Origin of the sequence: Methanosarcina sp. (assembly GCF_028693135.1) — an archaeon.
In the GTDB taxonomy this organism is placed as follows: Archaea; Halobacteriota; Methanosarcinia; order Methanosarcinales; family Methanosarcinaceae; genus Methanosarcina.
On the sequence record NZ_JAQUVZ010000005.1, the window covers coordinates 1 to 15,125 of the forward strand.

13 protein-coding genes and 1 tRNA gene are annotated in these 15,125 nt (G+C 39.8%); 7 read left to right on the top strand and 7 right to left on the bottom strand.

What is annotated here, in order from left to right; genetic code table 11:
• Nucleotides 1–183 precede the first annotated feature (183 nt).
• Nucleotides 184–375 (top strand): DUF2683 family protein, encoded by a 192-nt coding sequence (locus PHF18_RS03570; protein ID WP_300098420.1) that lies wholly within the window; start codon nt 184–186, stop codon nt 373–375.
• Nucleotides 372–635 (top strand): type II toxin-antitoxin system RelE/ParE family toxin, encoded by a 264-nt coding sequence (locus PHF18_RS03575; RefSeq protein ID WP_048180400.1) that lies wholly within the window; start codon nt 372–374, stop codon nt 633–635. The genes PHF18_RS03570 and PHF18_RS03575 overlap by 4 nt, the downstream gene beginning before the upstream one ends.
• Nucleotides 636–993: 358 nt before the next feature.
• Here the strand turns inward: PHF18_RS03575 and PHF18_RS03580 are convergent.
• Nucleotides 994–1,079, bottom strand: a tRNA-Ser gene (locus PHF18_RS03580).
• 161 nt (nt 1,080–1,240) lie between these two features.
• A complete protein-coding gene (locus PHF18_RS03585) occupies nt 1,241–2,014 on the bottom strand; it encodes a peptidylprolyl isomerase (RefSeq protein WP_300098429.1) in 774 nt (257 codons plus the stop codon).
• Between the two features lie 792 nt (nt 2,015–2,806).
• Between PHF18_RS03585 and nikR the strand changes: the two genes are divergently transcribed.
• From nikR to PHF18_RS03600, 3 genes are all read left to right on the top strand, one after another.
• Nucleotides 2,807–3,229 (top strand): nickel-responsive transcriptional regulator NikR, encoded by a 423-nt coding sequence (gene nikR / locus PHF18_RS03590; RefSeq protein WP_300098431.1) that lies wholly within the window; start codon nt 2,807–2,809, stop codon nt 3,227–3,229.
• Nucleotides 3,230–3,453: 224 nt separating this feature from the next.
• Complete coding sequence (locus PHF18_RS03595; RefSeq protein WP_300098434.1) at nt 3,454–4,023, top strand: GNAT family N-acetyltransferase; 570 nt, start codon at nt 3,454–3,456, stop codon at nt 4,021–4,023.
• A 416-nt stretch (nt 4,024–4,439) separates the two neighbouring features.
• Nucleotides 4,440–5,012 (top strand): GNAT family N-acetyltransferase, encoded by a 573-nt coding sequence (locus PHF18_RS03600; protein WP_300098768.1) that lies wholly within the window; start codon nt 4,440–4,442, stop codon nt 5,010–5,012.
• Between the two features lie 1,030 nt (nt 5,013–6,042).
• Here PHF18_RS03600 and PHF18_RS03605 read toward each other — a convergent pair.
• The 3 genes from PHF18_RS03605 to PHF18_RS03615 all read right to left on the bottom strand — a co-directional run bounded on the left by PHF18_RS03605 (nt 6,043) and on the right by PHF18_RS03615 (nt 8,954).
• Nucleotides 6,043–7,221, bottom strand: coding sequence for a hypothetical protein (locus PHF18_RS03605; protein WP_300098437.1), 1,179 nt, complete (start codon nt 7,219–7,221; stop codon nt 6,043–6,045).
• Nucleotides 7,222–7,297: 76 nt separating this feature from the next.
• On the bottom strand, nt 7,298–8,404 hold the full coding sequence (locus PHF18_RS03610; protein WP_300098440.1) for a hypothetical protein: 1,107 nt from the start codon (nt 8,402–8,404) through the stop codon (nt 7,298–7,300).
• A 115-nt stretch (nt 8,405–8,519) separates the two neighbouring features.
• Nucleotides 8,520–8,954 carry a helix-turn-helix domain-containing protein gene (locus PHF18_RS03615; protein ID WP_300098443.1) on the bottom strand — a complete coding sequence of 145 codons (435 nt, stop codon included), beginning with the start codon at nt 8,952–8,954 and terminating at the stop codon, nt 8,520–8,522.
• A 1,317-nt stretch (nt 8,955–10,271) separates the two neighbouring features.
• Between PHF18_RS03615 and PHF18_RS03620 the strand changes: the two genes are divergently transcribed.
• Both PHF18_RS03620 and PHF18_RS03625 read left to right on the top strand, forming a co-directional pair.
• Entirely contained in the window at nt 10,272–11,231 is a 960-nt protein-coding gene (locus tag PHF18_RS03620) for a hypothetical protein (RefSeq protein WP_300098446.1), read from the top strand.
• Nucleotides 11,232–11,769: 538 nt separating this feature from the next.
• The gene (locus PHF18_RS03625) at nt 11,770–12,273 is read left to right on the top strand and encodes a hypothetical protein (RefSeq protein ID WP_300098449.1); all 504 of its coding nucleotides are present in this window, start codon (nt 11,770–11,772) and stop codon (nt 12,271–12,273) included.
• A gap of 204 nt (nt 12,274–12,477) precedes the next feature.
• Here the strand turns inward: PHF18_RS03625 and PHF18_RS03630 are convergent, their stop codons facing one another.
• Together PHF18_RS03630 and PHF18_RS03635 are read right to left on the bottom strand one after the other, a co-directional pair.
• Complete coding sequence (locus tag PHF18_RS03630) at nt 12,478–13,851, bottom strand: HEAT repeat domain-containing protein (protein ID WP_300098452.1); 1,374 nt, start codon at nt 13,849–13,851, stop codon at nt 12,478–12,480.
• A 443-nt stretch (nt 13,852–14,294) separates the two neighbouring features.
• A complete protein-coding gene (locus tag PHF18_RS03635; protein WP_300098455.1) occupies nt 14,295–14,993 on the bottom strand; it encodes a dolichol kinase in 699 nt (232 codons plus the stop codon).
• Nucleotides 14,994–15,125 lie beyond the last annotated feature (132 nt).

The window sequence follows — 15,125 nt, forward strand, 5'->3', positions numbered from 1 at the left end:
GTATTCAAACTCGTTACACTTGGGTGGATTTATGTCCATAACTCCGTACGTTTTTGGTGAATTACTATAATATAATTATATTTTAAATGAAATGAACTTTTCGGCATTTCAAGTGCGTAAGTCCTATCGTCATAAATGCTCAATCAACAATCTTATATATCTACAAATCGAGAGTAATCTTATATGAAAAGCGTGCATGCTATCCGTAAGTTTGGCGGTAAAAAATACGGCGCCATAAAAAAAACCTATACTCCAGAAGGACGCCTAAACCCTGAATTCATCGAGGAGGTAGAATGCAGCAGGCAGAAGGTCCAGGAAGGAAAAGGTATTAAGTTCAATACAGTAGAAGACTTTTTAAACAGCCTTGAAAAATGACATATCAAGTAATTATATCCCCCGACTTTGAAAAAGAAACAAAAGGCCTCTTCAAAAAGGACCCTGTTCTTTATAGTCGTTTTAAGAAGACTGTTAGCAGTATTCTGATAAATCCGGAATGTGGTAAACCTCTGAGGAATGTACTTAAAGGACTCCGCAGGGTTCACATTGGCCACTTCGTTTTAATTTATGAAATAGATGATACTAATAGAACAATCACTTTTTTAAAGTTCAGCCCTCACGACAAAGCATATAAGTGAAACTCCTTTCCTTTATCTTCACCTTTTCTTTACCTTTTTCCCGGGATCTTACAGCCCTCCGGATCAGTCCAGCACTGATGCAGGAGACCCAACAATGATAATGAATGTGGACGGCTCAAACCCTAAACTTGTGGAATCCCGGGGAGATTCCAGGAAAGAAGCCATAGATATATACGACCATATCACACAAACCGAACTAAAATAAAATTGCCTTAAATATGTTCCACAATTGGAAATACATATATAATTTTTTTCAAAGTTGCTGGTCTGAGGGGTGCGGCAACTCCTAATAGTTAAGTTCGACAAAAAACAAACAAAGAAAAATTGATTCTTTTTTAAAAAAGTCCTAAAAAGGTAACGCTGAGGGGGAGATTCGAACTCCCGTAGCGCGTGAGCACTACCGGTTTTCAAGACCGGCGCCTTGGTCCGCTGGGCTACCTCAGCATGTTGAAAATATAAATTTAAATATAATTTTTTAGCTTTCCGGGGAAATCCCCGCAACCGCCCTGTTATTCCGGGGCGCGTATACAGAGAACCTGATTATTATATATAAAATTTGCGAAGAGAAAGAACTCTTCGCTTTTCTGTAAAATTCCAGTTAAAGATTATTCCTGGGACTCTGAAGACTCTTCTTTAACTTCGGTTTCAGCTTCAGCTTCAGCTTCGACTTCGGCTTCAGCCTCTACTTCAGCCTCTGCAGGTGCAGGGACTTCAGCTTCGGCGGTGATCTTTTCGATTAACTGAATTTCTTTGAGACCGGCGTACTTGAAGAGTTCGGTTGCTACCCTGTTCTTTGCCATGAGCCAGCGCTGGTTGAAGGTAAGACCTGTGGGCACATTGATCTTTGCAACACCGTCATCGATTTCGACTTCCGTGTCACGAATGCCTGTATAGAGGGCAAGAAGACCCTGGATCTTTTCAACATCTGCCTCAAGGATCTGTTCAATGGTGTACTCGTAGCTAACGGTCTTGCCTGCGAGGGGGCTGTTAAAGTCTACAGTGACCCTGCGGCCGATAACCCTGCTGACAACTCCTCTTCTTTCGTCCAGTTCAACAGGCATGCCGGGGTGAACATTTCTGTCAGGGAACTTTGTTATGGAAACGGTCTCTATGAGATTAGGGTTGCTTGGACCGAATGACTTTTCCGGAGGGATTGAAACTATACCGGAGTAACCAGCTTCCTTTCCTTCAAGGTCTTCATCAAGACCCTCGATTGTGTGCCCTGCCCCGACAATAACGACGTCTCCGCCGTAAAGACCGCGAGGATTAAAGATATCTTCCTTCTTTGCAAGCTCTTCGTCTGTTGTGTCGAAAATCTTGCCGTTCTCAAACCTACCTGTGTAGTTTAACTTTATGAAATCGCCTTTCTGAATTGCCATAATTCTCAACTCTTCTATTAAATTAATTAAACTTGATAAGCAAGGAAATTATCCATTATCAGTTAAATTCCTGAACTTTCAGAGTAAACGCGTTTCACGCTATAGAACTCTGGCTTTAATAAGCTTTTTGGGAACCAGCAGGGTTGCCTGATTCCTCGCATATCGTTGTAAAAATTTTACTTTAGGAGAAATTCACCCAAAACCCGCATCTTCTGCCATTAAAAGCAATTTATGCAAAAGATTCAGCCTGTAAAAAGGAAGAAAAGTCACTTTCATTTTTGTCTTAGAACCTGTCCTCTGAGGCAAAAACGCCCTTTTTCGCAGCTTTGTCAGGCAGGAACAGAAGTTCCGGCAAGAAGCCTTTTGTCTGGACTGGTCTATTCATACCTTCATTTCGTCAGTTGAGTTTCCTGTTTCAGTCTGATACCTATTTAATCCGATGCCTTTCCACCGCCTTTTGGAAAATTCACCTCTACGGCTGTTTATGGTAGTTACATCAAGATAGTTAGTTCGACTTTTTGAAATCAGACCCCCTGAACTATTTCAGCTACTCCAGCCGTAAACATCTTTTGAATTAAACATAACTCAGGAGTTTCATAATTTCCATCCGGTTACTGTTTATTTATCTTAACACAATAAAATATTAAATATAACCTTGAACATTATATTTAATGGGAATAAGGGAATATAGTGGATCGTATCTGTTTAGTAAACATGTTTGATTTTTTATTCAATTATATGGCTAAAACCAGAAAGGCCTGACAGAAAGGGTCCCGTATTCAGGAGAAAGATATGGAAAAAAGACTTATGAGAATAGGGATTTCCCTTCCAGGGGAGCTTCTGGAGAAATTTGATAAAGCCCTTATGAAAAGAGGATACTCCTCACGTTCTGAAGGCATAAGGGATGCCATAAGAACATACAACCAGCACTATGAATGGATGCAACAGATAGAGGGCACAAGGACTGCAACCCTCTCTCTTGTGTATGACTGCTCAAAAAAAGGCATAACAAGTACTCTGGCAGAAATTCAGCATGAATACATGGATTTGATAAGCTCTTCAGTCCATTTCCATATGGAAGAAAATTTCTGCTTTGAAGCGATAATCCTCGAGGGGGACGGAGAAAAAATAGTGGAGCTGGCTGAAAAAATCCTTAGTTTAAAGGGAGTTAAGCACTCCAGATTAACAACGGTACCTCAAGAGAGGACAGAATGAACGGAGATAAATAAAAAAAGCTTATCTAATTTGAAGCTTATCCAATTTAACAGATGGCTTAAAACTCGTCTAATGACTGATTCCAGGATAAAATTTTAAAAACGCCCTGTAGACCCCCGAATAAATAAAACAATTTGCCGATGTTTAATTCTCCTGAACTTTTCATAAAAATTGTTGATAAAAATTGTTGATAAAAATTGTTGTTTTGTGCTTAAGGGATATATATGAATCTTACAAAAATCCACCCAAAAACAGATTTATTTGTAAGAACTCTTAAAAAAAAACTCAGGGATGCGGCAGGAATTTTTCTTTTAAAGAGTTGGGAGCGAATAGAGAAAGAAAATGTAGGAACTGTTGAAGATACCATGCTTCCGGAAATCATTAGAATTCAGGCAGAAGGATTTGAAAATGAAAAGCCGGAAGAAATGATAAAATATTCAAATAAATTCAGAAACGTCTTTTATGTAATTAAGAACCAGGATAAGGTAATAGGCTACTGCACATATCGCCTGAAACCAGCTTATTCATCCAGAGGGTTTGAAAAAAAATCTGTAATTTATTCGATTGCAATTGACAGTAAATTCAAAAATCAGGGATTTGGAAGGAAGCTTCTGGAAGAAAGCATCATGGAAATGAAGCTAAATAGAGTATCATCTGTCTTCCTGTTTGTAAACGTAAACAATGCCCCTGCCCTAAAATTATACAAGAAAACAGGTTTCTCGATAGTCAAAGAAGTAGAAAACATATGTGGGCAAAATGAGAGATGCTACAAAATGGAACTTAAACTTTTTTGATTTAATTTCCATAATCCTCCCTGGAAAATGCTTTTTTTACAATTAATACTTAATATGATTGTTTTCAGTGAAAATGTTTTATACAGCAGATCTTTTATATAAGAGTGAGAATTTAGATTAAGCTCTGATTTCAATGAATTGTTTTTATACTCATGATAAGCAACCGGCCAAATATTGGAATTAATCAAAATCCTCCAGTAATTTCCAGACTATTGTGCGACATACTTCCTTAAAGCCTCTTTTTATGGCAATCGAGGACTTAAAAGGTATATTTAAATAAAAATGCGGTTTACAATCCAGTATGCCTTTGATTAATAACTTTATATCTGCAGCAAAAGAAAGAGTTTCTTTTAATAACAGCAGTGATAAAACTCACGAAGAATTATGTCAATAGCTTTCCATTTAAAGGTGATTCTATGGGTCCCACAAAAATTTATATGAGATTGGTTTCATGTTTAGAGAGTTTTAAGAGACTGCTGTGGGATGCTATCGGGGCCCATCTTCTAAAAGAATGGAAATATACCGAGAAAGAAAATATTGTACCTGTAGATGAAACTATACTTCCGGAGATTCTTAGAATTCAGGCAGAGGGATTTGATAGTAAGAACGAGGAAAATCTTATAAAATACGCAAAGAAACTGAGAAAAATCTTTTACGTAGTTAAAAACCAGGACAAAATTGCAGGCTATTGCATATATTACCTTAAACCAGAACTGTCGTTCAAAGGGCTGAAAAAGAAATCCGTAGTTTACTCAATTGCAATAGACAAGAAATTCAGGGAAAAAGGATTTGGAAGGAAGCTTCTGGAAGAAAGCATAAAGGAAATGAGGCTAAACGGAATAGACTCTATTCTCCTTTATGTAAATGTAAACAATGCCTCTGCCATAAAGTTGTACGAAAAAATGGGTTTTCAGATAATCAAAACAATAGAAGAGGTATGCGGCCAGGAAGCGACATGCTATACAATGGAGTTAAAATTTGCTGATTAACCCTTCAATTGGATTTAAAATCACTATATTAAGGTTTAAGCTCCAAGATGAATAATTAAATCTCATTTAACGCTCCAAAATCCCTCTAAATAAAAAATCAATCTCTTTTATCACTCTTTTTCTGCAAGTATCTTTATTTCTTTGTCTGGCAACTAGAGGGTTGTACAGAGGTAAGCCGGGGTAACAGTGTGACCGCGGTTGATAGTATTTAATAAGATGTGAAAACTGCACTGAGATGTAAAAACTGCACTGAGATGTAAAAACTGCACTGAGATGTAAAAACTGCACTGAGATGTAAAAGTTACAATGGAGTAAAAACATGAAGAGAATAAAACTTAATTATATCATGGACCTTGCTTTCATTGCTCAATTTGTCCTGGTTGGCTATTCAGGTCTTTTATCGTTTGTCGGCGGCCATGGCACAGATCCCATTTCTGGAAGTTAATCCATGTACAGCTTGGGATTTTGATTCTGGTCTTCTTTATTGCCCATATTGCACTCCACTGGAAATGGATGGTGTTTGCCACAAAGAAATATTTCACAAGAGAGAAGGAAATGAAAGCTGGCAAAATTATCAAGGTTAACTATATTTCTATGGATTAAGGTCAGTAGGTTGTCCCCTGCTCCATGGTTGATATTTTGGTATTAGAAACCCCAGCCCGGCTATTGAGTTCGTTTATATCTACGTACGAAGGCGGGTTAAAACGGAGCGCGGCACGTGAAAAAAAAGATAGAGAAATACATTTGCGGCCATTTAGGAATAATACCAACCAATTAATCAGGGAGTGCAGTCAGTAGAAAAGCAGGGAATATATAAGAGTTATTTGTATGTACAAATAGGTTATTCAAATATGTGGATAAGTTATCCGAATGTACTAATAAATTATCCTAATGTACTAATAAATTATCCTAATGTACTAATAAGTTATCCGAATATACTAATAAGTTGCCATAATTTGCAAAATTATAATGGGTTATCAGGATATACAGATAGGATAAAAACAGTGAGGGATGTGAGAAGCCAGGAACTTTACCTCTCCTTGTCCCGCAGGATCACAACATTCCCACGTCCCCTCTTGAACTTTTCTATCAGTTCCCTTCTTTCCAGGTCTGCAAGCATGAGGCTGACTTTTCCTTCGGAATATTTCAGCTTGCTGCGGAGGTCTTTCTGGGTAATCCGACCTCCCTGGCCCCTGATTATATCCATGATTTCTTCAAGATCCGCCGGAAGAGGGTAGTTCTTTTTGATAACAGGGGTTTCTGGCTCGGGAATCTTTGTGGGCTCAGATGCCTGTGCTGGTTCTTCAGGAGACGTTTCTTTGTCCTCTTTTGCTTCCAATTCAAGGTCTGCAGGTTCTATTTCAGGTATGAGATTCCCTTCTCTGCTTTCGGCCTGTTTTTTCTTATCCCGGACTTCAAAATCTGACTCTTCTGAATGTTGGGTTTCTATGGGTTCTACAGGGAGTCCCGGTTCGTTTTTCGGCTCAATTCTTTCATCAAGAACTTTTTTAGAAAAGTCAGGTGTGCTTACAGGCACATAGAGCTTTTCGGTTTTATGTTCTGTTTTTTCTTCCGAAAGCCTGTTTTTTTCCAGTTTACTTTTTTCCAGTATATGGTTTTCTAGCTTATAGTTTTCTAGCTTATTTTCCTCTATACTTCTATGTTTCTGGAACGTGTAGCCGCCAGCTAAAAGGAGAGATATCGCAAGGGCTGCCAGCAGATAATATCCGGTTGAAGAGGTAGACCCGTTTATTTCACCGAGCTCAGTGATACTTACATTACCAGCGCCAGCGTTATCGGTATCCGGGTTGTTAATTTCCTTATCTTCCGGGTTTTCGGAAATCACTCTTTCTTCAGAACTGTCCATCAGTTCTTCGGAATAAACAGGGAGGAGCAGGAGATCAAACACATAGCTTCCTTCTCCTATAATTTTGACCGTCTTTTCGGCTGAATAGATAAGAGTACTGTTTTGATAATAACTGGCTTTAATAAGGTAATCCCCAGGCTCCAGTTCAAAAGAGTATACGCCGTATTTAGCCACCATAGACTGGGTGGGAGTGGAGTTTACTTCAACCACAGCATTTTCCAGGGGTTCGAAGGTATCCCAGCCGTACACCTCTCCGTGAATTGTGGCTGTGCTGTCTGCCAAGGCAGGTCCTGCAAAAAGCACTGCGGCAGCAACGCAGATAATGAAAACGTTCAGATTCATTTTGATCAGAAAACCCGGGTTACGGTATGGATTCTTTTATTATCTCGGACTTTATTCTTATATCTTTTTCATAACTTTATATATTCTCATTAATAAAGCGGATTTTCTTCAATAAAGTTTCTTTCATCCCGGTTTTCGGACCAGGGGTGCCAACTGCATCAATCTTATTCTCCGTAAGTCCTGGTCTTTCGGAGCCCATTTTTTCTTCAAAAAACGAGCTTACTGCCCATTGTTCTTCATTTGTTATTCCGTCGGCGTCTTCTATGCTGTATGTCCCGTTTCCAAAGAAAGCCGCGTATCCTTCTCCATCTGCCTCAACAGTGATATTTTCGCCACTGAGCAATAGCATTTTACGGGAACCGGAAATCTCCACATCTGCAGACTGTATATGGTAGATGAGCACATTTTCCTGCCGCTCATCTCTAATTTCAAGTGTGTAATCCCCTTCGATTTGGATTGTAGAATCAGGGGAAAGCTCCATTATTGCCATTTCACCTTCCTGCAGGTGCAGATTGAGATCAAAACGGCCCATCAGGGTAACTCTCCCCTCTCCTTTTGCACTGAGCCGGTCCGGTTCTTTCAATTCTCTACTTCCGGGCATCAGGCGCTTGAATTCTTCAAATATGTCTTTAAGGACCAGGTTGGCTCTAATCATGCTCTTCTGTGACTGGATTAGATACCCCTTTTCTGAGCTTTCCACCGGTATGCCGTCTTCTGAATCTTCATTCACTCCAGGGCTGCTGTCTTCTTCTTCTGATGAAGATGCTGCAAGGGCTCGGTAATTCTTTGCCTCTTCTACAAGGCTGCGGTATTCTTCAAGCAGGGATTCAAGCCTGCTCACGTCCTTTCCCTGTTCCCTGAGGTACTGAACCCCGGGATCAAGCCTTGAAGATATAGACTCTGCCTTTTCGATGTTCTCATCTAGCAGGAATTTTGCGTTTTGTAGGGAATGAGCTGATCCCCGACCCTCAGAAGGCATATCCGGAGGTGGATCATGAGGGCCTATATGCATGTCGGGCATCTCAGAACCTCCTCTCTGGAGTCCGTTGTAGGGATCAAAAATGCTACTGTAAAGGTCTCCGGGAGCTTTATAAGTAGCAGGCTGTGCCTGTGAATCAACACAACCTGAAATTACAATAACTCCCATAAGTATAAGAATCAAGGGTAAGAATTTGATTTTCATGCTGGTCTAAACCTTCTGGTAAACATCACTGGACTCTATATTTTATTTATGTTTTTATATTTTAATATTTGCTTTAGCTTCGAAAATTTGCCTCGAAAGCATGCCTGCGGCAATTTCATAACCCGGATTCACAATAAACCCCTGATAACTCCGAAAATTCCAAAACATCCGAAAAATCCGATCCTTCCTGACTTTTCAGACTGAGCTGCCGGAGCATCGTTAAAATGAGGGACATATCCGGAATGTTTTTTCCGGGCAGAAGGATAATTACCTGCTCTACTGCCTCATACACCTTTATTTCTCTTCCTTTCCTGCTCCATTTTACCTGCCTTACCCTTATCAACCCGGCTTCAAGAAGAGAATCCAGGTTGTATTTGAGGGTATTCAGGCGCATTTTAAGTTCATCTGCAATATCAGCCGCAGACATAGATCTCCTGTCAAGCAGCTTGAGGATCCTGATCGAAGTCTCATTAGATAGAAGCCGGGCAATTTTCCTGGAATCTTCGGAATGCTGCAGGATCAACAATTTTTCCTTCGGGTTTTCAGGCATTTTTTGTCTCCGGTATGGTTTCTGAATAATTTGGTCTGAATAACATGATAATTTTTATAACTTCTATAATAGCTTCTTTAAAGCGTTTATGAGCTGTCAGGAATAGCCGAAGCCGTTATTTCGCAGGTATATAGGTCTTGCACATATGGTCTCGATTATTTGCTTCAGCCGAACCTTTCATAACTGCACAGTACGAAATGGCACGGTGTAAAAGCGTATTTGAGGGTTTATTCTGTGAGGATCTTTCTTATTGTAGTGGGTTGGATTGTGTGTCATTCGGCATATTCCTGATCAGGTTCTGTATCTGAATTTAAAGATAAAAGTATACTTACTTTTCCGGTTCTATTAAATTATTGGGTTTAATAATTACCCTTTAAGAGGGCTTATATTTTCATTTAATGCTTTATAATCCTTAAATATCGCATTTTGAGATGTAAGATTTCCTGAAAGCTTTTGAGCAATATTATACTTTATTTATAAATCGCCCTTACATTTGAGAAGTACATCCTGATTCCTGGATCATATTATTACAAATCCCTCAAAATAACCTTGGAGAAACAATATCGTGTAAACAGGTAAAGAACAAAAATCTATACCTGATCCTGCTAATCTGATGACTTTACTTTTTTGCCACTTAAAAACTCATTATTTCTTATGATTTCTCCCCCTGGTTTTTCTTTCTTTCATTCAGTCTTACCTCCTAATTTCTCTATCTGGCAAATGAATCTAAGTATCATTAACTGGTGCCTTTTTTTCGGTTCATTTTCATTACACAAATCCAAGACAGGTGAAGATCTATGGAAAAAAAGGAGTAATCTTTGGAAAAAAAGGAGTAATCTTTGGAAAATAATCTTTGGAAAAAAAGGAGTAATCTTTGGAAAAAGATGCGGGATAGCTGGTGAAGTTTTTTAATTCAATATTCTTGGGCAGATTTCATGCCTGATTCAGTGGGCAGATCGCCTGTACTGCTGCACCCAAAAATCACTATATCATGATTAGCCAGGTTATCTCTAACTGTTCAGGTAGCTAATTATTACATACATTTCCCCAGTTCGAATATATGGTATTATAGAGTTCTAATAAGTTTCATACCAATTATTTAAGCTTAATTTTACTAATAAAGACCAATAAAAGCTTCTTTTCTAAATTTAATCCATTATTTTTCTTTATTTCTGAAAGTAAGCTTATATTTAAGCCAGCTCATTTATGGGATGTCAACCGGCGAAAAGCCGACTGGCTTGAATTAAACAGAACAACGTGAATTAAACGAGTAAACAGAACAACGTAAATTAAACGAGTAATTGACGGAGGTATACTATGAAAAAACAAACAGTAAAATCAGTTGCCAGTTTTGCGGTGGTGCTGATGATCTTAAGCATTATCCCTTATGGTGTTTTTGCTTTAGAAAACGGGACCAATACAAATCAAACAAGTGCAACGAATGAAAACGGATTTGGAAAGATGATGCCAGGAGATATGAGGCATGGGGGTGCAGGGCCCGATGGAATGAGTGGTATGGGGCTCGGTCCTGCTGAAAATATAACCGATGAAAATTTCGCCGATGTTCAGGCTGAAATGCTAAATTCAATTACTGAAAAGATTGCTGAACTTCAAAACAGGTACAGCAACGTCAGCGAGGCTGCAACTGCAGAGGAGCTGCAGGCAGTGTTGCTCTCAGAAAGACAGGCAAATGCTGAAAGGGCAGGTCCTGGAGAAAAGAATGGATTCTCCGGTGGAATGTGCGGACCGTGCTTCTCTGAAGTCGGGAATGTAACGGAGGAAAACTTTACTGATGCACAGACCGAAATGCTTGATTCCCTGCAAAACATGACCGACAAACTTGAAGAAATACAGATCCGGCTCACAGAAGCAGGGGATGAAGACAGGGTTGAAGAGCTTGATGAGAAAATCACTGAGCTTCAAAACATATATGCTGAAGTGAGTGGGGCTTCAACTGCTGCAGAACTTAATGAAATTGTATTTGCTCACCTGCAGACACAGGCAGTTGATTCCCTGGAAAAGGAAATTGAATCCCTTAACGCCAGGGTTACAGAGGATGGAAACACAAATGATGAACGGTTAGAGGACAGGATCACGGAAATCAATGCCCTGATTGCAGACGTCGAGGGTGCTGAATCCCTTGATGAGCTCAAAGAAATTATGTCCTCTGAAATGAAGGATGGAAAAGGTCCAATGCAGAAAGGCGGTCGCGGAAACATGCCAGGACGCCTCGGCAGCATGCAGGATAACGGCACTGATAACAGCACTGAAGCCTGATCCTCTGAGATAATCAAAAAAATCCCTCCTTTAAAGATCCAGTGTGAGAAACCAAAACTGAAAATTTATGAAAGAAGATTAGTCCACTAAAATCCATGCCAGATGCATTCAGTCCTGAAAAAAAAATCGAAAAGGCTTCCTTCAGGAAGCCCCTCAAAACTACACCAGATATGATACCAGAAAACAATATAAAGGGAATGGATAAATAGAGCATGATACTCCTCTCCCGTTCTTTTTCTGGTATCGATTGCCTTCTGGATAACTGGATTGATTTTTTATCTTAGTTTTTTCAGATTACATATTCCAAAATTACATATTCCAGAATTTTATATTTCAGGGTATTATCCGAATGAAAGATTCATAAGAGGTTATATTCATGAAACTTTTTGATTTGATAAAAATCTTTAACTTGAAAAACATTTCCATTTTTTCGGTTTTACTGATAATGTTTAGCATAGTTCCCAGTTGCGCACTTGCTGCGGAGGAAACTACACAGCCTTCATTCCCTGAGGAAGATTTTGACACTATGCAGAGCCGAATGACTGAATCAGTCGATAGAATGATAGAAACTCTTGAGAACTCTACAGAAGACTTTGATGCCGATACCCTTGAATCGGCCGAAGAACTGATAAGTGGGCTTACATCGATCAAGGAAGAAATTTCCAATGCCGAAACGACATCTGACCTCCAGACGGTCAGAGAGGAGCTTGATACTCTGCTTGAAGCGGTTCCTGAAGAATTAAAGAGCATTTCCGGATTTGGAATGGGTCATGACCCTGAAAATGCCCAGAACGGAAGTAAGATCTCTCCTCAGGGCTCTGCTCCAAAGGGCTCTGGTAACATGTCCGAAGGGCGTCCTGAGGTACCAGAGGCGGCTAATGCAAGGAGTGAAAATGCAAGTATGGATAAACAGGGAATGCCTGACAGGGCATCTAATGAGCAGGAAAAAGCAGGCATGGAAGAAGGCAGCGATAGCGCCCCATCCTCGGAATCCGGTTTCTTTGGAAAACTGATTAACAGCCTTAAGTCTCTTTTCAGCTGATCCTTTTCAGCTAATTCGGAAGGCGGCCTGAAGTTGAAATTATTTTAAAGCTTCAGGAGCAAAAATAGAGTAAAAATAGAGTAAAAATAGAGTAAAAATAGAGTAAAAATAGAGTAAAAATAGAGCAAAAAGCCCGATCGGGGGTAAACTAACCCCCTTCACAAACTCGACGTAACTCCGGAACAGAATAACTGTTCAGGTGTCTTATTCTGAAACCTCGAAGCTTGAAGTTCCGAGGTTTTTTACCTTCTCAAGCGCAATGCCGGATTTTTCCACTTTTTTGAGAGCCTTTGATGCAGCTTTTCTTACGGAAGAGTCAGGATTCTCAAGGGCTCTTGCAAGGCCTGAAACGGCTTCAGGCGTGCCTATTTTTTCAAGAGCAGAGATTACAGCTTTATGTATCAAAGCATCAGGGTCTTCAAGGACTTTTAGCAGTTCAGGAACAGCTTCTTTTGCTTTAATGTCTCCAAGTGATGCAGCAGCAGCCTCCTGCACAGTAATTTTTGGATCATGGAGAGCTTTCAAAAGCCCTGGAATAGCTTCTTTTTTGCCTGTCTTTCCAAGTCCCAGAGCTGCAGCTTCCCGGACTGAATTGTCAGCGTCATCAAGGGCTTTAACAAGGCCCAGGGCGGCTTCAGCCGTCCCGATTTTTCCAAGTGCGTTTATTATTATTTTCCTCATAGGACTGTCAGGGATATCAAGGGCTTTAACAAGGCCCAGGGCGGCTTCAGGGGATGCAATGTCTGCAAGTGCGTCCGCAGCCCGGCTTCTCAAATACCAATCTTCATCGTCAATCTCTCTCAAAAGGACGGAAACGGCTTCAGGTGTTCCTACTTTCCAGAGTGCATCTATTGAAGCCTTTCTTATATTTCTGTCAGAAGAGTCCAGTGCCTGTACAAGAACGGGTACTGCTTCTGACACACCTATTATTTTGCGGAGAGTTTCTGATGCCGCTTCCTTTACTGGCTGTCTTGAATCATCCATCATTTCCATCAGATTTGTCAGGACATCTGAATTGCCTCTTTTTCCAAGGATTTCTACAGCTTGCTGCCTTATCCTGTTATCCGGATCTTCAAGCGCTTTTAGAAGCCCGCAGGCTGCTTCATATGTATTTATTTTTCCAAGGGCCATTATTGATATTTTTTTCAGAGAACTGTCCGAACAACTAAAAACTGTAGTAAGCCCTGAAACAGCTTCGGAAGACCCAATTATCATCAGAGCTTTTACTGATTCTTTCTGTACGAACTTGTCTGAATCACTGAACCCTTTAACAATTCCAGAAACTGCCTCTGGTGTGCCTATTTTTCCGAGAGCAATTATTGCAGTCTTTTTTACAGAACTTTCAGGGTCGACAAGCATATTTATCAGACCCAGCACTGCATTCGGGTCATTAATTATCCCCAGAGCTTCTGAAGCTGCAGTTTTTACCTTCGGGCTGGAGTCTTCAAGGGCTCTTAGCAGAATGGGGACAGCGTAAGAATCCCCGGTTTTCCCCAGCTCTTTTGCAGCAGCTGCTCTGTTCCCCGCGAAAACAGAGCGTTCAACCTTCTTTTCCAAAATCTGTATATTCTCATCCATTTCTTTCCATCCCCAATAAGTGTAAAGACTTATATAAGTCTTAAAAAATTCCAGGCGTTTTTAAAAATATATATATTGTAAGCCTTTAAAAAAACAATTATTTGTACAATGTTATTATTCTATATTTAGTGCTTCAGTTAGTTGATATTCTATTATATGAACATTTAACTTAGATGAAAATCTGCAAATCCCCCTCTTAGAATATTATAGAGTTCATCCCCTTACACACTCTATTTTTTAATATATTAGACTCGAAGATATAAGAACTTTTAGATTGTTAATCCGGAATTACTTAAAAAAGTACAGCTTTCAATTTTGGCTTGTGAAGTAACATCTACCCCCCTGTCAGGCTAACGCCTGCCGAGGAAGGAGATTTCCCACCTTAATGTTAAAAAAGGAAAAATTATTCCGGGAAATTCTGTCAGTAAAGAATACTGAAAACATCAATATAGAGAAATGGTGAACGAAGGAAAATAATAGTAAGCTCCGACTAGAATAAATAAGCTAACTGCAGGCACTGTGATATTGTCATCTATATTTTCTATTCTTTCCACGAATGAGCATACTATTCCTGCAAGGATTCCTGCTACTCCCATTTTTGCGCCGATAATTATGCATACCACGAGCATACCTGCGGTTCCTTCCCAGGCTTTTGTCCTTTTATTATATTTCAGGTTCCTTATTATTCCAGTAATCCCATCCCCATATGCCATGAAAAGCACTGGAATCACTCCAAGCCAGAAAGTCCTGTCAATATACCAGGTAAAAAACACTATCAATCCCCAGCTCAACGTGAAATCCACGTCATAAATGTTTTCCGGGTCCTGGAACCAGTACATCCGTCTGTTAAGTTTATGCGGCACATACGTCGCAAGAGCAAGCCCAAAAGCCATCGCTGCCGGCAGGATAGGTTCGTGAGCAACAAAGGGGAGCAGCATTGCCGTCAACCCACCTGCTAAAAAATGGATGGCTTTTCTGGAGAAGTATATTGAAGAATTGATCGACCTTCCCTTTTTTATAGCAAATTCGTACACCTTTTTTGAGAGAACAAAGAGGACAAGCAAATTCCAGACTGCAAGCACCGAAAATACAGGCAGGTCGGAAACTATGAATTTCCAGGGAACTTGAAGTACTGTCTCCATGACATTCTCTATATCTTTTAAATATAAGGTTTTTTGGATTTGATGAAGTTCCGGAGAAATCGGGGTTACTGAAAATTATATTAAACAAGTTTGTACCGCCCATTTTTATGATCTAAATATTTTTACTTTTAT